Source organism: Testudinibacter sp. 'clade 2', assembly GCF_006227735.1.
GTDB lineage: Bacteria > Pseudomonadota > Gammaproteobacteria > Enterobacterales > Pasteurellaceae > Chelonobacter.
Window position 1 is genome coordinate 1 of sequence record NZ_VDHB01000003.1, and the last position, 20,909, is coordinate 20,909.

General features: G+C 46.4%; 19 protein-coding genes, 1 tRNA gene and 2 other RNA genes. 10 read left to right on the forward strand and 12 right to left on the reverse strand.

Annotated features, from left to right (window positions below):
• The coding region (locus FHQ30_RS13390) for a hypothetical protein (protein WP_500692245.1) at positions 1 to 206 on the forward strand (206 nt) is incomplete at its 5' end.
• 97 nt (positions 207 to 303) lie between these two features.
• On the opposite strand, the gene FHQ30_RS00235 is transcribed toward FHQ30_RS13390, so the two are convergent.
• Both FHQ30_RS00235 and tsaD read right to left on the reverse strand, forming a co-directional pair.
• On the reverse strand, positions 304 to 819 hold the full coding sequence (locus tag FHQ30_RS00235) for an HdeD family acid-resistance protein (RefSeq protein ID WP_139608552.1): 516 nt from the start codon (positions 817 to 819) through the stop codon (positions 304 to 306).
• Between the two features lie 99 nt (positions 820 to 918).
• Positions 919 to 1,938: a tRNA (adenosine(37)-N6)-threonylcarbamoyltransferase complex transferase subunit TsaD gene (tsaD, locus tag FHQ30_RS00240; RefSeq protein WP_139611216.1), complete on the reverse strand. Its 1,020-nt coding sequence runs from the start codon at positions 1,936 to 1,938 to the stop codon at positions 919 to 921.
• Positions 1,939 to 2,169: 231 nt separating this feature from the next.
• On the opposite strand from tsaD, the gene rpsU reads away from it, so the two are divergent.
• The 4 genes from rpsU (at position 2,170) to FHQ30_RS00260 (ending at position 6,495) form a co-directional block, all read left to right on the forward strand.
• Positions 2,170 to 2,385 carry a 30S ribosomal protein S21 gene (gene rpsU, locus FHQ30_RS00245; RefSeq protein ID WP_034614227.1) on the forward strand — a complete coding sequence of 72 codons (216 nt, stop codon included), beginning with the start codon at positions 2,170 to 2,172 and terminating at the stop codon, positions 2,383 to 2,385.
• Between the two features lie 141 nt (positions 2,386 to 2,526).
• The gene (gene dnaG, locus FHQ30_RS00250) at positions 2,527 to 4,287 is read left to right on the forward strand and encodes a DNA primase (RefSeq protein ID WP_139611215.1); all 1,761 of its coding nucleotides are present in this window, start codon (positions 2,527 to 2,529) and stop codon (positions 4,285 to 4,287) included.
• A gap of 94 nt (positions 4,288 to 4,381) precedes the next feature.
• Positions 4,382 to 6,244, forward strand: coding sequence for an RNA polymerase sigma factor RpoD (gene rpoD, locus FHQ30_RS00255; protein WP_139611214.1), 1,863 nt, complete (start codon positions 4,382 to 4,384; stop codon positions 6,242 to 6,244).
• 174 nt (positions 6,245 to 6,418) lie between these two features.
• Positions 6,419 to 6,495, forward strand: a tRNA-Ile gene (locus FHQ30_RS00260).
• A 145-nt stretch (positions 6,496 to 6,640) separates the two neighbouring features.
• Here FHQ30_RS00260 and FHQ30_RS00265 read toward each other — a convergent pair.
• From FHQ30_RS00265 to FHQ30_RS00295, 7 genes are all read right to left on the reverse strand, one after another.
• Positions 6,641 to 7,588, reverse strand: a complete 948-nt coding sequence (locus FHQ30_RS00265; protein WP_132964239.1) for a ribose-phosphate pyrophosphokinase — start codon at positions 7,586 to 7,588, stop codon at positions 6,641 to 6,643.
• Between the two features lie 96 nt (positions 7,589 to 7,684).
• Positions 7,685 to 8,575, reverse strand: a complete 891-nt coding sequence (ispE, locus tag FHQ30_RS00270) for a 4-(cytidine 5'-diphospho)-2-C-methyl-D-erythritol kinase (RefSeq protein WP_139611213.1) — start codon at positions 8,573 to 8,575, stop codon at positions 7,685 to 7,687.
• A 5-nt stretch (positions 8,576 to 8,580) separates the two neighbouring features.
• A complete protein-coding gene (lolB, locus tag FHQ30_RS00275) occupies positions 8,581 to 9,240 on the reverse strand; it encodes a lipoprotein insertase outer membrane protein LolB (RefSeq protein WP_176552628.1) in 660 nt (219 codons plus the stop codon).
• A 42-nt stretch (positions 9,241 to 9,282) separates the two neighbouring features.
• Positions 9,283 to 9,879, reverse strand: a complete 597-nt coding sequence (gene dolP / locus FHQ30_RS00280; RefSeq protein WP_139611221.1) for a division/outer membrane stress-associated lipid-binding lipoprotein — start codon at positions 9,877 to 9,879, stop codon at positions 9,283 to 9,285.
• A 56-nt stretch (positions 9,880 to 9,935) separates the two neighbouring features.
• On the reverse strand, positions 9,936 to 10,517 hold the full coding sequence (locus FHQ30_RS00285) for a D-sedoheptulose-7-phosphate isomerase (RefSeq protein ID WP_132964759.1): 582 nt from the start codon (positions 10,515 to 10,517) through the stop codon (positions 9,936 to 9,938).
• Positions 10,518 to 10,540: 23 nt separating this feature from the next.
• Positions 10,541 to 10,954: a YraN family protein gene (locus tag FHQ30_RS00290; protein WP_139611211.1), complete on the reverse strand. Its 414-nt coding sequence runs from the start codon at positions 10,952 to 10,954 to the stop codon at positions 10,541 to 10,543.
• 17 nt (positions 10,955 to 10,971) lie between these two features.
• Positions 10,972 to 12,777, reverse strand: coding sequence for a penicillin-binding protein activator (locus FHQ30_RS00295; RefSeq protein ID WP_139611220.1), 1,806 nt, complete (start codon positions 12,775 to 12,777; stop codon positions 10,972 to 10,974).
• A 113-nt stretch (positions 12,778 to 12,890) separates the two neighbouring features.
• Between FHQ30_RS00295 and rsmI the strand changes: the two genes are divergently transcribed.
• Complete coding sequence (rsmI, locus tag FHQ30_RS00300) at positions 12,891 to 13,742, forward strand: 16S rRNA (cytidine(1402)-2'-O)-methyltransferase (protein WP_139611210.1); 852 nt, start codon at positions 12,891 to 12,893, stop codon at positions 13,740 to 13,742.
• A 10-nt stretch (positions 13,743 to 13,752) separates the two neighbouring features.
• On the opposite strand, the gene FHQ30_RS00305 is transcribed toward rsmI, so the two are convergent.
• Complete coding sequence (locus FHQ30_RS00305; protein ID WP_139611209.1) at positions 13,753 to 14,295, reverse strand: KdsC family phosphatase; 543 nt, start codon at positions 14,293 to 14,295, stop codon at positions 13,753 to 13,755.
• A 12-nt stretch (positions 14,296 to 14,307) separates the two neighbouring features.
• Positions 14,308 to 15,240 carry a KpsF/GutQ family sugar-phosphate isomerase gene (locus FHQ30_RS00310; protein WP_139611208.1) on the reverse strand — a complete coding sequence of 311 codons (933 nt, stop codon included), beginning with the start codon at positions 15,238 to 15,240 and terminating at the stop codon, positions 14,308 to 14,310.
• Positions 15,241 to 15,358: 118 nt separating this feature from the next.
• On the opposite strand from FHQ30_RS00310, the gene rnpB reads away from it, so the two are divergent.
• An RNA gene (gene rnpB / locus FHQ30_RS00315) (RNase P RNA component class A) lies at positions 15,359 to 15,763 on the forward strand.
• A gap of 34 nt (positions 15,764 to 15,797) precedes the next feature.
• On the opposite strand, the gene tesB is transcribed toward rnpB, so the two are convergent.
• The gene (gene tesB / locus FHQ30_RS00320; RefSeq protein WP_139611207.1) at positions 15,798 to 16,661 is read right to left on the reverse strand and encodes an acyl-CoA thioesterase II; all 864 of its coding nucleotides are present in this window, start codon (positions 16,659 to 16,661) and stop codon (positions 15,798 to 15,800) included.
• A gap of 196 nt (positions 16,662 to 16,857) precedes the next feature.
• Between tesB and ffs the strand changes: the two genes are divergently transcribed.
• From ffs to rbbA, 3 genes are all read left to right on the forward strand, one after another.
• An RNA gene (ffs, locus tag FHQ30_RS00325) (signal recognition particle sRNA small type) lies at positions 16,858 to 16,955 on the forward strand.
• A 187-nt stretch (positions 16,956 to 17,142) separates the two neighbouring features.
• The gene (locus tag FHQ30_RS00330) at positions 17,143 to 18,111 is read left to right on the forward strand and encodes an HlyD family secretion protein (RefSeq protein ID WP_139611219.1); all 969 of its coding nucleotides are present in this window, start codon (positions 17,143 to 17,145) and stop codon (positions 18,109 to 18,111) included.
• 34 nt (positions 18,112 to 18,145) lie between these two features.
• Positions 18,146 to 20,908, forward strand: coding sequence for a ribosome-associated ATPase/putative transporter RbbA (rbbA, locus tag FHQ30_RS00335; protein WP_139611206.1), 2,763 nt, complete (start codon positions 18,146 to 18,148; stop codon positions 20,906 to 20,908).
• The last annotated feature ends 1 nt before the right edge of the window (position 20,909 follow it).

Sequence of the window (20,909 nt, forward strand, 5' to 3'; positions counted from 1 at the left end):
TCTTAATATTATGCCCTGATTTCTCTACTGACAATGCGGCAATCGGACAATTTATAGCTGGATATTTCCCCGAATATTCATCTGATAATACTAAGGAAAAGTCGGAGTACTCTAAAATAATTTTAAAAAGTTTAGTAAATAATCTTTGCATTCAAATAAATTCAAAAGATGCCATACCGATAGGAGACATTGGTCCTGATTTATAAGATAAAGAGCAATATGCTAGCCTTAATTCAACAAATGACAAATTGGTAAACAAAAGAGCAAGTGCGGTTTAGTAGACCGCACTTTGTTGTTTTTCGATTATTCCTGTTCCATTTTTTTGATGATCACTGAATAGGTCAGCAGTGAAATTCCGTTTGAAATCAGTTCGATTGCCAGCAGTAAGCCAAGCAGGTTAGCGGCGGCGTTCGGCAGATTGGCAAGAATAACGATTGAAATCAACACCGACAGCAGCCCAGAAAACATCACAAAACCAAAAAACGGTGTGCCGCGCAAGCGCCAAGAGGCGAGTAGTTTGGCACAGCCGATGCACAGTAGTAAAATGGAGATGGTTGCAGTGAGCGAGATTAGGGCGACTAACGGGTTGGTCAGCATCACCAAACCGACCAGCAGTCCGATAACCCCCGACAACATCACCCATGAAAACCGTTGGGTTTTCCAAGCGGAGTAAATTTGGATTATCCCGATCAAAATGAAGATCCAAGAAATCAGTTGTTCCACCGCAATACTGGCGGCAAACGGGTTAATAATCGCGAACAAGCCGAACAGAATTGAAATACTGCCGATAAGTAGCCAAACATGCCAATTTTTCATCATAATCTCCTTTTTTAAGCAAGTATAAGTCGTTAAGTCATTTGTTAAATTTAGAGTGCCACTTTAGAGTACCAATTTATAGCGCCACTTTTTATCGCCACTTTATATCGTCACTAAAGGCGAAAGTTCTGTCATATTCCAGCGTGGCCGCACTTCGATCGCTAGATCTTGGCGTTGTCCGTGTTTTAGTCTTAAAAAGCCAGCATAAGCAATCATAGCACCGTTGTCGGTGCAAAATTGTGGTTTGGGGTAAAAAACTTCGCCGCTGAGTTGCTGCATTAATTCTGCCAAACCGTGGCGAAGTGCGGTATTGGCGCTGACGCCTCCGGCGATCACCAAACGTTTTAAGCCGGTTTGCTGTAAGGCACGGCGGCATTTTATCATCAAAGTGTCAATTACAGCTTCTTGAAAAGCAAATGCGATGTCGGCGCGAGTCTGCTCGTCATCGGGATTGTTGGCAATGGTGTTGGCAGCAAAGGTTTTCAAACCGGAAAAACTAAAATCCAAGCCCGGGCGATCGGTCATCGGACGAGGAAATTTGAACCGCACTTTGCCGTTTTGCGCCAGTTTTGCCAGCGCTGCACCACCGGGATAATCTAATCCTAGCAGTTTTGCGGTTTTATCAAAGGCTTCGCCGGCGGCATCGTCAATTGATTCTCCCAGCAGTTGATACTGCCCGACGCCGTCCACTTGCACCAATTGCGTATGTCCGCCAGATACTAACAATGCGATAAACGGAAAGTCAGGCGGATTGTCTTCCAGCATCGGTGCAAGCAGGTGTCCTTCCATGTGGTGTACCCCCAAGGCAGGCACACTCCAGGCATAGGCGAGGGAGCGAGCAATGGTCGAGCCGACTAATAATGCGCCGACCAAACCGGGGCCGGCGGTATAAGCAACACCGTCGATATCTTCAGGACGCAGTCCGGCTTCTTGCAAGGCAGCTTGAATTAACGGTGCTGTTTTACGGATATGGTCGCGCGAGGCAAGTTCCGGTACTACGCCGCCGTAATCGGCGTGCAGCGCAACCTGGGAATACAGTTGGTTGGCGACAAGCCCTTGCTGTTCATCATAAATAGCCACGCCGGTTTCATCACAAGAGGTTTCAATACCTAAAATCCGCATTCAAGAATTACCTGTTTTTCGAATCTGTCAAATAAAGTGATATTCTACGCAAATTTCGCGTTTTTCTCCAGCCGAGCGGCAGAAAAGCCATAAGTTTTTTTGGGTAATAAGAAACTTTGCTTTGACTTTAGGCTATGTTTTGCATTAGAATTGCAAACCTTTATATCGTCCTGTCGTCTTAAGTGCGGCAATTAAGTTAAAATAACAAAGTTCCTTTGAGGTGAATGGCACATGCCTGTAATTAAAGTACGTGAAAACGAATCCTTTGACGTAGCATTACGTCGTTTCAAACGTTCATGCGAAAAAGCCGGTATCTTAGCCGAAGTTCGCAGCCGTGAGTTCTACGAAAAACCAACTACTATTCGTAAACGTGAAAAAGCGTCCGCACAAAAACGCCATGCAAAAAAATTGGCTCGTGAAAACGCCCGTCATACCCGTTTATATTAATTTAAACAGCGCTACCGTTTTGGCGGTAAACTGTTAGAATTCAATAAAACCGTGATGCCCAGTGCTTCACGGTTTTATTATATAAAATTTTCTCTTTTTATTGCGTCATTTAAAATAACCTGAAGCGGAGCAATTGCACTGATGAAAGGTCCTATTCCAAGAACATTTATTGATGATCTCTTGGCGCGCACAGACATTGTCGAATTGATTAATGGGCGTGTCAAATTGAAAAAAGCCGGCCGTGATTACCAGGCTTGCTGTCCTTTTCATCATGAGAAAACCCCCTCTTTTACTGTCAGCCAAAATAAACAGTTCTATCACTGTTTTGGTTGTGGTGCACACGGCAATGCGATTGGGTTTTTAATGGAATATGACAAGTTGGAGTTTGTGGAAGCCGTCGAAGAGTTGGCGGCAATACACGGCTTGGATGTACCACGCGAGCAGCGAAAATTTGACTCAGAAAAAGGCGGGAGTTTAAGTTATCAAAGCAAGCGCGATCTGCATCAATTGATGCAAGATATTGCCGTTTTTTATCAACAAAATCTGGCGAACGATATTCCGGCACAAACTTATGCAGCAAAACGCGGTTTATCGCCAGAAGTGATGGCGCGTTATCAAATCGGCTTTGTGCCTAACCGTATGGACAGCGTGCTGCAACGTTTCGGACAAAGCCGAGAAATGCAGCAACAGTTGTTGGACAGTGGTATGTTGTCGAAAAATGACCGTGGCAATATTTATGATCGGTTTCGGCATCGGTTGATGTTTCCGATTCGTGATCGGCGCGGACGAGTGATTGCGTTTGGCGGGCGAGTGCTGGGCGATGAAAAACCAAAGTATTTAAATTCGCCGGAAACTGCAATCTACCACAAAGGCAATGAGCTCTACGGATTGTACGAAGCGCTGCAAGACAATGCTGAACCGGATTTCTTATTGGTGGTTGAAGGTTATATGGATGTGGTTGCCTTGGCGCAATTTGGCGTAAATAATGCCGTTGCTGCATTAGGCACCGCCACCACTTCAGAACAGATTCAACAACTGTTTCGCAGCTGTGAACAGATTATCTGCTGCTACGATGGCGATCGTGCCGGGCGAGATGCAGCATGGCGTGCATTGGAAAATGCGTTACCGCACTTACACGATGGACGGCAGTTAAAATTTGTTTTTCTGCCCGACGGCGAAGATCCGGACTCTTATATTCGCCAAGTGGGTAAAACGGCATTTTTAGCATTTGTGGCACAAGCTAAAAACCTGAATGAGTTTCTATTTGAGCAGTTGCTGCAACAAGTGGATTTAAGCAGCAAAGAAGGTAAGGCAAAATTAGCGGCACTCAGTGAGCCGTTGATTCAAAAAATTCCGGGCAAGTTGCTGCGCACCTATTTGGTCGAAATTTTGGGCAGCAAACTGGGGATTCTTGATCCGAACCAGCTGCAAAAACTGATTGCCGAAACCACACAACAGCGCGAAAGTGCGGTCATGACACAGCCTAAAATTAAACAAACTCCAATGCGCCTGCTGATTGCATTGCTGCTGCAAAATCCACGTTTGGTGGAAACCATTCCGGACATTGAGCCGTTGCGTGATCTGGACGACCCCGGCTTTCAGCTGTTCTATAGTCTGGCAAGCTTGTGCCAAAGCCGGGTCGGCTTGACCACGGGGCAGATTTTGGAGTATTGGCGCGGAAAAGAAAACGAGAAGCCCCTTGAAATGTTGGCGGTTTGGGATCATCTTATCGACGATGACAACGTAGAAAAGACCTTTATGGATAATTTAGATCATCTATATAACCGGTTGATTGAAAAACGAATGGAATTGCTAATTGCCAAAGATCGAAATCAACGCTTGAGTTTGGAAGAGAAGAAAGAGTTAGCGGAATTATTACAGGCAAATAAATCCATTCGGTAAGAATCCGTTGGGTTGGAATCGGCAGCTATGGTATAATCCACAGCTGTAATTTGCCTTTTAACCTCAATAATCAATAAGTGCGGATATCAAATTTATGGAGCAAACCTCTAAATCTCAATTAAAACTGCTGATTGCCCAAGGAAAAGAGCAAGGCTATTTAACTTTTGCTGAGGTGAACGATCACCTGCCGGAAGAGTTGGTGGATGCCGAGCAGATTGAAGATATTATTCAAATGATCAACGACATGGGAATCCAAGTGTTGGAAACAGCGCCGGATGCTGATGACTTGATGTTGAATGAAAATATCGCCGATGAAGATGCGGTAGAAGAAGCCACACAAGTATTGTCGAGTGTAGAGGCTGAGTTGGGTCGTACTACTGATCCGGTGCGAATGTATATGCGTGAAATGGGTAGCGTAGAGTTGTTGACTCGTGAAGGCGAAATTGATATTGCCAAACGCATTGAAGAAGGGATCAACGAAGTACAAAGTGCGGTCGCCGAATACCCAGAAGCAATCACCTCTTTATTGGAGCAATATGATCAGGTGGAAGCCGGTACGATTCGTTTGACCGATCTCATCACTGGTTTTGTGGATCTGAATGATGTTGTCGTTGAAGAAGCGGTTGAACTGGCTGAAAACTTCGATGATGAAGAGTCTGAAAGTGAAGCCACTGCTGCAGATCTGAATGATGAAGAAGAAGAGAGTGAAGACGGAAATTCAGCAGATAGCGATGATTCCGATAATAGTATTGATCCGGAATTTGCCCGTCAAAAATTTACAGAGTTGAAAGAGCAGTACAGCGTAACTTTGGAAGTGATCAGAAAACATGGGCGCACCAGTAAAAAAGCCAAAGAACACATTGCGGTGCTTTCAGACGTATTCCAACAATTCCGCTTAGTGCCGAAACAATTTGATAGTTTGGTGCTGTTGATGCGCGGTATGTTGAAGCGTATCCGTACCGAAGAGCGGTTGTTGCGTCGCCTGGTCAATGAATACAGCAAAGTGCCGAGCAGTTACTTCCCGAAAGGCTTTATCGGGCATGAGACTAGCGATAGTTGGTTAGTTAAAGCGTTAAACGCGGGCAAGCCATGGTCGGAGAAATTACAGAGCTACGAACCTGAAATTCGTACCATTATCAGTAAGTTTGAAGTGATTGAAAAAGACAGTAGCCTATCGGTTGCACAAATTCGTGAAATCGGTGAACGGATTTCGCAAGGCGAACTGAAGGCGCGTCGCGCCAAAAAAGAGATGGTGGAAGCCAACTTGCGTTTGGTGATTTCGATCGCTAAAAAATATACTAATCGTGGTTTGCAATTCTTGGATCTGATTCAAGAAGGCAATATCGGCTTGATGAAAGCGGTGGATAAATTTGAATATCGCCGTGGTTATAAATTTTCTACTTATGCAACTTGGTGGATCCGTCAGGCGATCACCCGTTCGATTGCCGATCAGGCGCGTACTATCCGGATTCCGGTGCATATGATTGAAACCATTAATAAATTAAATCGTATTTCGCGTCAAATGCTGCAGGAAATGGGGCGTGATGCCACACCGGAAGAGTTGGCGGAGCGCATGAATATGCCGGAAGATAAAATCCGTAAAGTGCTGAAGATTGCCAAAGAACCAATTTCGATGGAAACGCCGATTGGTGATGACGACGATTCACATTTAGGTGATTTTATTGAAGATAGTACCTTGGAGCTACCGTTGGATTCGGCCACTGCTGAAAGCTTGAAAATGGCGACGCAAGAAGTGTTAGATGGGCTGACCCCGCGTGAAGCCAAAGTGTTGCGGATGCGTTTCGGGATCGATATGAATACCGACCACACCTTGGAAGAGGTGGGTAAACAATTTGATGTAACCCGTGAACGAATTCGTCAAATCGAAGCTAAAGCACTGCGTAAATTACGCCACCCGAGCCGCTCAGAAAACCTCAAGAGCTTTTTGGACGAATAGCGCTGGACAATTTATTCAAATTAGTAAAAGTGCGGTTGAACGGTTGTTTCGACCGCACTTTTTTCTTAGTGAATCAAGCTTGTTTTTTAGTCAACCAATGTTGAGTATATAGACTTAGCCTAACGATTCCTCTATAATCTCAAGCTCTTTATGTGATGTACAATTCTTATTAACGGCCCCATAGCTCAGTTGGTTAGAGCAGTCGACTCATAATCGATTGGTCACAGGTTCAAGTCCTGTTGGGGCCACCAGCACACTTTCCGTACTATCCCGCATTTTGTCTACTATGTCGGCATTTTAAGTCATATTAGCCAATATTTATCCGTAAAAAAACTGCGCCGCTATGGTTGAAGTTTTCCACTTTTACGGCGCAGTTATTTGTCGAAATAAAGTAATCTAGTCAAACATGGCTGAAATAGACTCTTCATTGTTGATTCGGCGGATGGCTTCTGCCAACATGCCGGACAGGGTTAAGATCCGCACTTTGTTCAATGCTTCGATTTCAGGGGCAAGCGGGATGGTGTCGGTGACGACGATCTCATCGATTGCGCCGCTGGCAATATTTTGTGCTGCATTGCCGGAGAAAATCGGGTGAGTTGCGTAGGCATAAACACGGCGCGCACCGCGCTCTTTCAGTGCATCGGCAGCTTTGCATAGCGTGCCGCCGGTATCGATCATGTCATCAACCAGAATACAATCCCGACCAGCCACTTCACCGATGATGTGCATGACTTGCGATACATTGGCGCGCGGGCGGCGTTTGTCGATAATCGCCATATCGGTGTCATTCAACAACTTGGCAACCGCTCTGGCACGCACAACGCCACCGATATCCGGTGAAACCACGATTGGATTGGTCAAGTCGGTTTTTTTGACGATATCGTTGATTAAAACCGGTGAGCCAAAAACGTTATCAACCGGCACATCGAAGAAGCCTTGAATCTGTTCGGCGTGCAGGTCGCAGGTTAGCACACGATCAATTCCGACGCTGGAAAGAAAGTCGGCAACGACTTTGGCAGTGATCGGCACACGGGCAGAACGGACGCGGCGATCTTGTCGTGCATAGCCGAAATAAGGAATGACCGCCGTGATACGACCAGCAGAGGCGCGTCGTAAAGCATCCACCATTACAATCAATTCCATCAGGTTGTCGTTGGTTGGCGCACAGGTGGACTGAATGATAAACACATCACTTCCCCGTACATTTTCATTGATCTGAACGTTGATTTCACCGTCGCTGAAACGACCGACGGTCGCTTTACCGAGAGAAGTATATAGGCGTTCGGAAATTTTTTTGGCCAAAGCCGGTGTGGCGTTTCCGGCAAAAAGCTTCATGTCAGGCATGTTTTAACCCCAAGTTGGATATTGAAAATTATGATTGCACTGCAATCTGTGAAATTTACTGTAAAATCTTATCTCGTTAGTGCGTTATATCAGACTTTATCTGGTTTTTCCGAGCAAAATATGCAGCGGGGAGCGGTTCATTCCTCGTGCAACAAAAGCATTTATAGTATTGGGTAATTGTTCACATACTTGTTGTGCGGCTATTTTATTGTCAAATTCGGCGAAAACACAGGCGCCGGTTCCTGTTAGCCGTGCAGGTGCATATTGTAGCAACCAGTTTAGCAAATGTTCAACCTCAGGATAGTGATCCCTGACAATTTTTTCACAATCATTGGAAAATTCTTGTTTTAATAGTGTCGTTAGCGATTTTTTAGGGGTATGGCGTGGCAGTGCGGGATCGCCAAAAACTTCGGCGGTAGCGATACTGACATTGGGTTTAGCCACTAAATACCATTTTTCTTCAGGATAACAAGCCGTTAATTCTTCGCCAACCCCTTCAGCAAAAGCGGCATTGCCATAAATAAAAATCGGAACATCAGCACCGAGAGTGAGTCCCAGCTTTGCTAAGCTGCCCAAATCCAGATTGAGCCGCCAAAGTTGGTTCAGCACTACAAGTGCGGTTGCTGCATTCGATGAACCGCCGCCGACACCGCCGCCCATCGGTAATACTTTATCTAAATACAGATCAGCACCTAACTGGCAGCCGCTATGCTGTTGCAGTAGCTTTGCGGCACGGTAAACCAAGTTGTGTTCGGGAGAAACACCCTCCAAGTGCGGTGTGAGATTAATTTGAGTGTCGTTTCTTACGTGAACCGTGAGCCAGTCGCCGTAATCCAGAAATTGAAATAGGGTTTGCAGCTCATGGTACCCGTCGCTACGTTGGCGATTAATGTATAAAAATAGATTGAGTTTAGCTGGGCAAGGATAACACTGTTGCAGCGCATTTTCACTCAGAGCTGTGCTGTTGAAGTGATAAGATTGGTCCATCCTATTTAAAATTTCCACTCGTCAACCCGAATTTTCAATTGTTGTCGTTCACCGGAAATCAGAATATCTTTGGGGAGCGGTGGCTGTTGCTGCAAGTAGTAATCAGTATATTTTGCCTGCCAGAGTTGTCCGTTGATCGTGTAATTTAACTCAGCCAACACGTAATCTTGCCCGACTTTATACTGGTTGCTGCCTTGTGGTTGACCTTTTAGCCAGTAGCTGAACAGTTCGATTGGAAATTCCATGCCGACTATCTCTTGCAGCAGCGCTTGTGGATTATCTGCCGCGCGTCGGTTACCTTTATTATCCGTGACCACCAAGCCTTGCGGGGTCATACGAAAAGTCATGGTAGTAGCGCTCAAGGCGGAAGAGAGGTGAAGTTGATAGTGCTGATCGTCCACAAATTGCCAATCGAAACGGGTGGAAAAGCGCTCTCCTGGACTAATATAGCCCAGTTGACCGCTGCTACGGTAGGTTTTGATCTGATTTAAATGTTGCAGTTGCTGCTGCCAAAGCGGTGAGCGTTGATCGACATAAACGATGGTTTTTTCCGGTTCACTGACGCTACAGGCGCTTAACACAGCGCAGAGTAACAACGTGCTACCGATTTTTTTATAGTCGGCAGCCGCAAACTGATTTAAGGCGTACTGTTTGAATGTTTGCAAAACGATATCCTTGCTGGTCAGAATCCAATTGAAGATTCTTGATTAATTAATATAAGAGAATACCTTGATGACTTTGCTTACTCCACCGACATAACGAGCATCTTCAGCAGCGGCATTGGCTTGCGCCTGAGTCACATTTCCCATCAGAAATACTTCGCCGTTTTCAGTGATCACTTTCACATCAGTAGATTTAACCGCAGAGTTCAGCAGCAGTTTGGATTTGATTCTGGTGGTGATCCAACTGTCGGTACTGATTTGTCCAAAACCGATTTTTTCACCGACACGAATCTCATTATAGATATCGGTCACCCCATCGACCCCACTGGCAAGATTTTTAGCTGTCTCGCGCAGAGATTCATTTGGTACTTGCCCGATTAATAATACTTTAGTGTTGTAAGAGATAATATTGATACGGGCGTCTTCTTTAATTTCAGGATCTTTGTTTAAAGCGGAAGAGACTCGAACCTCCAGGGTTTCATCATCAATTTGGGTACCAGCGGTACGTGGATCGGTTGCGACTTTGGTAGCAACGGCAGCCGTGCCGACCACGGCGGTGGTGATGCAAGCTTGCAGACCTAAGGTAGCAAGCAAAAGAAAACTGACTTTAATAAGTTTTGAGGCGGTTGTCGTGCATGGCATAGTACGTAGCATAGACGCTCCTGAAATTAGAGTTTATCTGAATTTAGTGTTTCATATTAATGGGAAAACAGGCGATGTTCAATCAAGTCGCACAAAATATTGATCACAAGAAGGTGATTTTCAATAATTCGGGCTTCTTTTTGTGCCGGAATTGAAATATCTAAGTCATCTTCACCCAAGGCTCCGCGGATATGATCGTTTTGTCTTCCTGTCAGCGTGATAATCGGTAGCTCTTTGCTGTTAGCGGCATGAATCAAATTCAACACCGCCTCTTCACGGCCTTGTGGCGAAAGCAGAATCAGTACATCACCGGGTTGTGCGACACATTCGAATTGGCGCAAGAAAATTTGTGCCGGATTGTTGTCGGCTATAATCGAGGCACCGAGGGCGCCGTCCAAACCGATTAATAGTGCCGGTAAGCTGGGGCGTTCTAAGTGGTAGCGGTGCAGCAAATTGGTCACCAGAAATTGTGCATTGGCATTTGAGCGTCCATTGCCGCAGACAATGATTTTATGCCCGTCAAGCAAGCAGCCGACCAGCATTTCAGAGGCTTGCACGATACTATCTGACAGGCTTTCGGTTGCCGAAATTTGGGTTTGAATGCTTTCGGTGAAAGTATTTTTAACTTTGTCTAACAAATTGTTATCATTCATATCGATTGTTAATGATTAAATTCAATAAAATGTTTAAACCAATGAAGGTGCGGTTCAGGTTGATCTTTATGTTGATCAAAAGTGATTAAATCAAAGCGGCAGGCACAGGTTTCCAAACTTTTATGTTGTTGGTTTAACCAGGCTTCAGCAGCCTTAATCCAGCGCCGTTGTTTTTGGGCAGAAATACTTTCCCAAGCGTCACCAAAGCGGCTATCACTGCGTTGACGCACTTCGACAAAAACCATAAAGTCGCCGTCCTGCATAATTAAATCTAATTCACCACAGGGGAAGAATTGGTTAGCGGCGATGAACTTCAATCCTTGTTGTTGCAAAAAGCGGCGCGCTTGATGTTCAAATCGCGCCCCTTGCTGCCGGGTATTGGAGACCGCACTTTTTCTAATAGGGTTATTGCCGCCCAGCATATTTCGAATGGTTGCAATTAATTTAATACGCGAATCACTCCGCCTTGGTATTCAAGCCACGTCATATCACGATCAATATTACAGCCGTTACCGGCGCTTAACTTACCGGTTAAACCGTTAATTGTATATCCTGGAATTTGCCGTAATTCATTGAATTTATTAATTAATAACCAAGCATCTGAGCCCATTGCATATAAACGGATCAGCGAATAATCGCCACCCAATGCATTGGCGACTTGGTTGTATTGGCTGTTTTGGGTATCGCTCAGGAAAGGAATTTCACTGAATTTCAATCCTTCCATTGTCAGACGGTAATCAGGACCGTTATTTGGTGAATTACTACGTGAAGTCGCATATAGTTTCAAATTGCGACCATAAGCAGAATTATTGACAGTATTTTTAATATCGAGCAAATCGTTGCTGTCGGCAACAATATACAACGCTTGAATATCTTCACGCGTGTAACTATTAGTTTGTACATTAGCGCCGGTAATTGCCGCAATAGTTTCACTGCGTTGTTCACTCTGTGAATTGCCTAAGCCGCTTTGCAATGCCGCTAAAATATCATTAGGCGAATGATAAAATTGAGTTGAAGCATCAGTTGCCGCAAGTTGCTGCCAACGCAAATTGAATGCAGACGCGGTGCGTTGCCCCAAATCATTTTGTGGCACAATCACCAACGGATTGCGGATACCGTCATTCCAGATACGGTCAGCTGCTGAACGGGCTTCTGCTTCAGGTGATAGACCATAATAACAGACGTTGGCGATGGGCTGTGCATTGGCGGTAGAATTGAGCGCCAATACTTGCAAACCACTGGTATCACCTGCCAGCAGGTTATCAACCTGGTTTTTGATCAAAGGCCCGACAATGGCTTGTGCCCCGTTAGCTTTTGCTTGGGCGATAATATCCGCCATGGGTGTGGTCATGGTGTCGTAAGTGGTGATTGTCACCGCACTTTGTCCACGCGCATCATCAAAGCCTTTTTTAATTGTGTTACCGATCAATTGAGCGTTGCCACTGGTCGGCAGTAACAGAGCGATATTGCTTAAGTTTACTTGTTGATAATTCAGTGCATCCTGAATTTCAGTCGGCAGCAAGTAGGCAGCGCTGTGGTTCGGGTAAGCACTGCGCCAGCTTTGAATTGCATTACGCAGATTTTCCGGTTGGGCAATATTGCTATTATAAGCATTGATCAACGATAGCCAGCCGTTCAAGGCAATATCACCGCTTTCCGGCGCAATATTGCGCAGGGTAGTGGCGTTGCCGGCACGCAGCAATTTCCAGATATTATTGATATTTTGCTGTTTGCGTTCGGTGTCGCTGATCACCTGGTCGGCGAGCACTAGCGAGCGCAACGCATCGGTTAAATTGTTTTGATTATCGGCAATTTTAGCTTGGGTGATATAGTAGCGTGCTTTTTGTGAATTGCTCAGCTGATTGAACGGAACCGCTTGTAACGTTGTGTTGGCATCGCTGTTGGCACGCTTGTTGGCATAAATTTGTGCCATAAGCAAATTTTTATCCAATGTTTGCTCTTTATCCAATTTTTGCAAAGAAGCGAGCAAACTTTCCGCTTGACTCATTTTGTTTTCAGTCAACAGAACCCGTGCTGCCAAGAGCTGATAATTGGTCTTTTCGGTATTATTGGTGGCTTGTTCCGCGCGGTTTAAGTAAAACTCAGAGCTGGCATTGGCGTCACGTTGCAGCAGACTACCACCGGAACCGGAAAAAATATCAGTACCGCAAGCGGCAAGGAATAGCACCATCAAAAACGGCATTAACAGGGATTTAATGTTGCAACTTTGTAGCAAAATGGCCACAACATTGGCTTTAGGCAGATTAGTCTTAGACATAGCAGCTCCAAATTCGTTAGAATAACAAACTCGATCTTACTTATCTCAAACACTAAAATCAATCAAAGACGTAATAATTTATGGATAATCAAGCAGGAATTTTATATATCGTTGCTACCCCTATCGGGAATTTGCAGGATATCAGCCAGCGGGCGCTGACAATTTTAGCGACAGTTGATCGGATTGCAGCGGAAGATACCCGTCACAGTGGGATATTGTTGAGCCATTACGGCATCAAAAAACCGCTGTTGGCGCTGCATGATCATAATGAACAGCAAAAAGCCGATAGTCTGGTCGAACGATTGCAGCAGGGCGAAAATATTGCCTTGATTTCTGATGCAGGAACACCGTTGATCAGCGATCCGGGCTTTCATTTAGTGCGCCAATGTCGACAAGCCGGGATTAAAGTCGTGCCGATTCCCGGGGCTTGTGCCGCAATCACCGCACTTTGTGCCGCCGGAATCGCTTCTGATCGTTTCTGTTTTGAAGGATTTTTACCGGCAAAAAGTAAAGCCAGACGTGATAAATTCGAATTGCTGAAAGCCGAGCCGCGCACCCTGATTTTTTATGAATCGACCCACCGGATTCTGGACAGCTTACAGGATATGCAAAACGTGTTGGGCAATACGCGCTATGTGGTGTTGGCACGTGAACTGACCAAGACTTGGGAAAGCATTCACGGCGATAGCATTGAAAATTTATTAGCGTGGTTGCAACAAGATGACAACCGTACCAAAGGCGAAATGGTGCTGATTGTCGAAGGGCAAAGTGCGGTTGAGGAAAGTGAATTTTCTACCGACGCAATCAAAGCGTTAGAGCTGATTAGCCAAGAACTGCCGCTGAAAAAAGCCGCTGCGATTGTTGCCGAGCTTTACGGTTATAAAAAAAACGCGCTGTACCAATTTGGGCTAGCGCATTTTAAAGCGGGGTAATCAACAGCTACTACTGCGCCATTTTTTTTGCCGCAGCGAGAAAGCCTTGTGCGCTGCGATAGATCTCATCTTTGCCCTGCACTGTTAAAATCAGGTCGGACAGTTCGCGAAAAGCCCCTTTGCCGCCGGCAAGGCTTAAAGTGCGGTCGGCGGCTTGTTTAACATAGTCTGGGGCGTCGGCTACGGTGGCGGAGAAGCCGCAAACGGCAAAGGCGGGTAAGTCCACGCTGTCATCGCCGATATAAGCAGTTTGTTCGGCGCTGACACCCGCTTGCCGCATCAGTTCAAAACAGGCGCTCTCTTTTTCTAATTTACCGAGCAAAAACAGATCGATTTTCAGATCGGCAATCCGTTTGCGCAAAATCGGCGAGTCACGTCCTGACAGCACCGCCACTTGAATTCCGGATTCGATCAACATGCGAATGCCCAAGCCGTCACGCACATGGAAACATTTCAAAGCTTCGCCGTTGGCATCGTAATATAAACTGCCGTCGGTCAGCACACCGTCGATATCGGTGATCACTAATTTGATCTTTGTAAGTTTATTGTTCATCTTTTTTCCTGCTTAGTGAGAGAATTCAAACAACCCGACCACTTTCTGTTGCTCCAACACGATCAGCGAATGAATTTTATGTTGCCGCATATACTCTTCCGCTTGATTGAGATAAGCGTCGGCTTGGATTGTTTTTGGATTAGACGACATGATATCTTTGGCTTGCAGGCGGACACATTTGATCCCTTTGGCAGTAAATGCACGACGGATATCGCCGTCGGTAATGATGCCTTTCAAATTTTCGTCTTGCATCACGATTGCAATTCCCATGCGGCCCTCGGTCATTTTGGCGACACAGTCGGCAAAAGCGGTTTCTGGGCTGACTATCGGTAAGCTGGTTTGCATCATATCACGCACTCGGCTGAGTAAACGTCGTCCCAAGCTGCCGCCCGGATGGAAGCGGGCAAAATCCATCGGTTGGAAATCGCGGGCTTTGATCAGCGCAATCGCAATCGCATCGCCCAGTGCTAAGGTCACCAGTGCCGAAGTTGTCGGTGCCAGATTGTTGGGGCAAGCTTCACGTGCAACCGCAATATCCAAGATATAATCGGCATGTTTTGCCAAGGTGGATTCAGGATTGCCGGTCATGGCAATGATGCAGTTGCCAAAATTTTTCAGGCTGGGAATCAGTTTATTGACATCATCGGTTTCGCCACTGTAAGAGATCAAAATTACAATATCGACCGACTTCAGCATGCCAAGATCGCCGTGAAACGCTTCGGTCGGGTGCAGAAAAAAACTGGGCGTGCCGGTGGAGGCGAAAGTTGCCACCATTTTCTTTCCGATTAAACCGGATTTACCAATTCCGGCGACCACTAAACGTCCTTGGCATTGCAAAATTGCTTCAACCACTTGTGAGAATTGATCGTCCAAGCGTGAGCTGAGACGGTTAAGGGCGAGTTCTGCAATTGATAATGTTTCTTGTCCAATCTGAATATAGTTCATAAAAACCTTATATTAAGCGGTTATTCTGATGATGAAAGCATTCTATCCCAACAGCGTAATTTAGCAAGTCCGGTGTAAAAGGCTATCTTCATTAACAAAATTTAGTTATACTGCGCACCGAGTTGGTCAGGCAATCGCTGGTTTATTGAAGCTCTCAACCGTTGTTGCGGCGTCACCGTCGCAAAATAACCTAGAGGACAAGTAGACGAGAGGAAAGTCCGGGCTACATAGGGCAGAGTGCCGGATAACGTCCGGGGGGCGTGAGCCTACGACAAGTGCAACAGAGAGCAAACCGCCGATGGCTTTTTTAAGCACAGGTAAGGGTGAAAGGGTGCGGTAAGAGCGCACCGGGCGACCGGTAACGGTTCGTTGCAGGGTAAACTCCACTCGTAGCAAGACCAAATAGGAACTCAATGGGTGTGCCCGCTCAGAGTTCGGGTAGGTTGCTTGAGCGTTGGTGCAAACCAACGCCTAGAGGAATGATTGTCCACGACAGAACCCGGCTTATCGACCAACTCGACTTCTCTTTTTATTTTGTTACCGCACTTTTATCTTTCTTATTCAGCAGAAAAACGAATCAATCCCTCCTGCTGAGTGGTGGCAATCAGCCTCCCGTCTTGATCGAAAATCTGTCCTCGTGCTAAACCGCGTGCGCCATAAGCATTATTGCTTTCCACCGCATGCAGCAACCAATGATTCAAGTCAAACGGACGGTGAAACCAAATCGCATGGTCGATGGTGGCGACTTTCATGCCTTTTTCCAAAAAGCCTTTTTTGTGCGGGTGAAGTGCGGTCAGTAGACAGTGAAAATCAGAAAAATAGGCCAGCAGGCATTGATTGATTTTTAAATCTTCCGGCACCTGCCCGTTCGCTTTAAACCAGGCATATTGCTGCGCCGGAAACTCACGCCCTTGGAACGGGTTATTCAAATATTTTGCCCGCACATCAAATGGACGATCAGCAATCAGTGTCTGTTTGATTGAGGGTGGCAAATATTGCGCAACGGCACGCACCGCTTCTAGTTCGTTGATCAGTTGATCCGGTGGCTCAATTTCCGGCATTGGGCTTTGGTGATCAAAACCAGGCTCGGCACGTTGAAAAGATGCCGTGACATGGCAAATCGGCTCATTGTGTTGAATGGCTTTAATCCGAAGTGCGGTAAAGCTGCGTCCTTCACGCAGGGTTTCCACATCGTATAAGATCGGGTGCTGCGCATCACCGCTGCGTAAAAAATAAGCATGGCATGAGTGTAGAATCCGATCCGCTGGTGCGACATTGATACCGGCAGCAAGAGCCTGCGCAATCACTTGCCCGCCGAACACTTGGCGCAAGCCCAGATCGACGCTTTGCCCTCGAAAATAGTGATCATCAATGGTTTCAAGGGTGAGTAAATCAATCAGTTGGTTGAGAACATTTGACATTGCAATACCTCTGGCTTTGAATTAGACGATAAAAAGTTATAGCAAAATCATCAGGGAAAAACAACTGAATGCATGATAAATAAGCAGCTTTCCCCTTAAACTGCAGCACTTAAACTTGCATTGCAATGCTAATTGTAGGACAATGCACCGCACTTAACGGCACAGTTTGCTATCAGTCGTTAATCCAATGGATTCCCTCTTGGTTCCTCGCAATGGTATTTGGTTCACCGGGTCAGATTCGGAAGAAAGCAGCCCAAGTCAAATTTCCGTGTGCCGAGATTCAGCTGGGAGGGAGTCCACCCTAAATTTCCTCACTTTATCATTCTATCTAAATTACCGCACTTTTGATCGGCGCTTTGCCTTGCTATCACGGTTAGTTATTTGTTAAAGTAAGTTTTGAACAACTTAGTAACGCTAGTTACTATTTGTCTCATATTCTGTACTACTCGCAAAAAACGTGATTGCAATATGGGGTACTATGATGAAAAAAATAATTCTCTTGATCGTGTTGACCGCACTTTTGGGCGCAGCAGCGTATTGGTTTATTAAACAGCAGCAAACGCAAGACGATAGTGGCGTGGTTTCGGTTAACGGACGCTTGGAATTGGCAAGGATGGACGTTGCCAGTTTATATGCGGGTCGGGTTGAGTCCATCGTGGTTGAAGAGGGACAGCAGGTTGAAAAAGGTGCGTTGCTGGCGGAGTTGTCTTCCACGATAGCGCAATCGCAAGTGGCGGCAGCACAGGCGCAGCAAATGCAAGCCGAGCAAGCGGTCAAGCGGGCACAAGCGCAAATCGAAGCCCAACAGCAGCAACTGAAAGTGGCAGAAATGGATTTAACCAATGCACAAAAAATGCGGCGTGATAATTTGATTTCTGCGTCAGAACTGGAAAAACGTCAAGTACAGCGCGATGCGGCAAAAGCGGCGTTACAAGCCACCCAGGCAGCGAAAGGTGAAGCGGAAGCGGCAGTGCAGCAAGCTCGTGCACAGGTGGCGCAAGCCGGTTCGGTTGATCAGGATATGGCCGTGCGCGCACCCCAAGCCGGACGGGTGGAATATAAATTGGCTGAAGTCGGCAATGTGATTCCTGCGGGTGGTAAAGTCGTCAGTCTGTTGAATGTAGATGATGTCAGCATGAGCTTGTTTTTCCCTGGACCAACGGTCAACAAAATTCCATTGAACAGTGAAGCTCGCATTGTGCTGGATGGCTTGGATCTGGTTTGGCCGGCAACCGTTACCTATATTTCTGCCGAATCGCAATTCACGCCAAAATATGTTGAAACCGCAGAGGAGCGTGAAAAACTGGTGTTTAAAATCAAACTACAGATTCCGACTGTGGTTGCACAACAATATGGTGCCTATTTGAAAGGCGGTATGACCGGTGTTGGCTATGTTTTAATTGAACCAAATGGACAATGGCCGGCGGAATTGCAAGTGAAATTACCGTAGTAACCGCAATATCGAGATATAGACGGAGAACAGTGTGAGGCAGGCAGATTCTGAATCTTCAGAGGTAAATGCAGTTAACTTACAACAGGTTTGTCACCGCTACGATAAAACGTTGGCGCTGGATAAGGTGTCGCTGATATTGCCACAGGGGGTAACGGTCGGACTGATTGGTCCGGACGGGGTCGGCAAATCAACGTTGTTGTCGTTGATTGCCGGTGTCAAAATTATTCAGCAAGGCACGGTGCAAGTACTTGGACTTGATCAAGCCAATAAATCTGATCGTCAAACACTCTCCAGCAAAATTGCTTTTATGCCACAAGGCTTGGGCAAGAATCTCTATCCAACCCTCTCAATTAACGAAAATATCGACTTTCACGCCCGACTGTTCGGCTTAAATTCGCAGCAACGCAAGCAGCGGATTCAACGTTTATTAGAGGCGACCGGGCTGGCACCGTTCGCTGATCGTGCTGCCGGCAAGCTGTCCGGTGGTATGAAACAAAAACTCAGTTTGTGCTGTGCTTTGGTACATAATCCGGAATTGCTAATCTTAGACGAACCGACCACTGGTGTGGATCCGCTGTCACGTCGCCAATTTTGGCAGTTGGTGGCAGACTTGCGTACTGAGATTGATGGAATGACGGTGCTGGTGGCAACCGCCTATATCGACGAAGCGGAACAGTTTGATTATCTGTTGGCAATGGATGACGGCAAGTTGCTGGTGCATGCGCCGACTCGTTCGGTGTTGCAGCAGAGCGGTTGTCAAAATCTGGAGCAAGCCTATATCAAATTACTGCCGCCAGACAAACAAACACAGTGGGATGATTCGCAAATACCGCACTTTGAGCCGGAGCCAAACTCACTACCGGCGATTGAAGCACATGGTTTGAGTAAAAAATTTGGCGATTTTACCGCGGTGGATAATGTCAGTTTCAGCATTGCACGTGGCGAAATCTTTGGCTTTCTCGGCTCAAACGGCTGTGGCAAAAGCACCACCATGAAAATGCTGACCGGCTTATTGGACTCCAGTTCCGGCAGTGCCGAATTATTGGGTAAAAGTGTCGATGCCAATGATATGCAGACCCGTAAGCAAGTCGGTTATATGTCGCAGGCGTTTTCATTGTATGAAGAGCTGAGTGTGCGTCAAAATTTGGTGCTGCATGCCAAGCTGTATCAATTGGAAGGGCAACAAGGCGAAGCGGCAGTCGCTTCGGCATTGCAGCAATTCGAGCTGGAGCAGGTTGCAGACAGTCTGCCGACCGCACTTTCGCTTGGTGTACGACAGCGGTTGCAGTTGGCGGCAGCATGTCTGCACCATCCGCAAGTACTGATTTTAGACGAACCCACTTCCGGGGTTGACCCGGCAGCGCGTGATATGTTTTGGCAATATTTGCTGAAACTGTCACGCCAAGATCGGATCACGATCTTTGTCTCTACCCACTTTATGAATGAGGCGCAGCGCTGTGATCGAATTTCGTTTATGGATCGCGGCAAAGTATTGGCTATTGGCACGCCGCAAGCGTTGCAACAGCAGAAACATGCAGCGACATTGGAGCAGGCCTTTATCCTGTATTTAGAAGAACAGCAGCCGCAGCAGGCGTTGCAGACGAATCCAACAGAGCCATCAGCCAACACTGCATCACAAGATCAGCCGCCGTTGGAATTATCGTTTGGTTGGGGCTATTGGTTCAACATCATTTGGACGTTTGCGGTGCGCGAAGGCAAAGAGCTGTTGCGCGATCGGATCCGTTTACTATTTGCGATTTTTGGGCCGGTCATTTTATTATTGGCAGGCAGTTGGGGGATTTCGTTTGATGTCAGCAACTTAAAACTGGCAGTGTTGGATCAAGATAAAAGTTATCAGAGCCGGGAGTTGATCACACAATTTTCAGCATCAGGCTATTTTGAATTGGTGGAAATGCTGCCCGACAGAGAAAGTATTTCCAGCCGCTTAAACAGCGGTCGTGCCCGCTTGGTGATAGAGATTTTGCCAAATTTCGGGCGTGATTTGCTGCAACAGAAAACGCCACAAGTGGGATTATATGTTGATGGTTCAATGCCGTTTAACGGCGAAAATATTGTCGGTTATAGTCAGGGAATTATTGGCGAATATGTACAACAGCTGTATCGGCAGCAGGGCGTTACGATCAACAGCCCGATGGAACTGGAAGTGCGGTTTATCTACAATCAAGCCTTCAAAAGTGTCAATGCGATCTCACCGGGCTTGATTATGCTGACGCTGATGATGATCCCGGGCATGATGACCGCACTTGGGGTGGTGCGCGAAAAGGAGATTGGCTCGATTACCAATCTTTATGCCTCGCCGGCATCAGTCCGTCAGTATTTGTTGGGCAAACAACTGCCGTATGTAGCGCTGTCAATGTTGAGCTATCTTTTGTTGGTGTTGCTGACCACCACGCTGATTGGTGTGCCGCTAAAAGGCTCTTTTTGGGCGATGAGCTTGGGCGCACTGGGATTGATTTTGGCATCAACAGCGTTTGGATTGCTGATCTCGACCTTTGTACAGTCGCAAGTAGCTGCAATTTTTGCCACTGCGATTATCAGTATGGTTCCGGCGTTGAATTTTTCAGGCTTGCTTTACCCAATGTCAACACTGAGCGGCGCAGGTTACTATATCGGTTGGGGTTTTCCGACCAGCTGGTATAACTTAATCAGCTTGGGAGCGTTCACCAAAGGCTTGGGATTTGCCGATTTCTTGCCGTTTTATGCGATGTTGCTGCTGTTTTTTGTGATATATCTGAGTATTGCTGGGCTATTACTCAAAAAGCAGGAGAAATAAG

Excerpts from the sequence above, each read along its gene's own strand:
- FHQ30_RS00235 (WP_139608552.1), bottom strand. The coding sequence starts at position 819 with ATGATGAAAAATTGGCATGTTTGGCTACTTATCGGCAGTATTTCAATT.
- tsaD (WP_139611216.1), bottom strand. The coding sequence starts at position 1,938 with ATGCGGATTTTAGGTATTGAAACCTCTTGTGATGAAACCGGCGTGGCT.
- rpsU (WP_034614227.1), top strand. The coding sequence starts at position 2,170 with ATGCCTGTAATTAAAGTACGTGAAAACGAATCCTTTGACGTAGCATTA.
- dnaG (WP_139611215.1), top strand. The coding sequence starts at position 2,527 with ATGAAAGGTCCTATTCCAAGAACATTTATTGATGATCTCTTGGCGCGC.
- rpoD (WP_139611214.1), top strand. The coding sequence starts at position 4,382 with ATGGAGCAAACCTCTAAATCTCAATTAAAACTGCTGATTGCCCAAGGA.
- FHQ30_RS00265 (WP_132964239.1), bottom strand. The coding sequence starts at position 7,588 with ATGCCTGACATGAAGCTTTTTGCCGGAAACGCCACACCGGCTTTGGCC.
- ispE (WP_139611213.1), bottom strand. The coding sequence starts at position 8,575 with ATGGACCAATCTTATCACTTCAACAGCACAGCTCTGAGTGAAAATGCG.
- dolP (WP_139611221.1), bottom strand. The coding sequence starts at position 9,879 with ATGCCATGCACGACAACCGCCTCAAAACTTATTAAAGTCAGTTTTCTT.
- FHQ30_RS00290 (WP_139611211.1), bottom strand. The coding sequence starts at position 10,954 with ATGCTGGGCGGCAATAACCCTATTAGAAAAAGTGCGGTCTCCAATACC.
- rsmI (WP_139611210.1), top strand. The coding sequence starts at position 12,891 with ATGGATAATCAAGCAGGAATTTTATATATCGTTGCTACCCCTATCGGG.
- FHQ30_RS00305 (WP_139611209.1), bottom strand. The coding sequence starts at position 14,295 with ATGAACAATAAACTTACAAAGATCAAATTAGTGATCACCGATATCGAC.
- FHQ30_RS00310 (WP_139611208.1), bottom strand. The coding sequence starts at position 15,240 with ATGAACTATATTCAGATTGGACAAGAAACATTATCAATTGCAGAACTC.
- tesB (WP_139611207.1), bottom strand. The coding sequence starts at position 16,661 with ATGTCAAATGTTCTCAACCAACTGATTGATTTACTCACCCTTGAAACC.
- FHQ30_RS00330 (WP_139611219.1), top strand. The coding sequence starts at position 17,143 with ATGAAAAAAATAATTCTCTTGATCGTGTTGACCGCACTTTTGGGCGCA.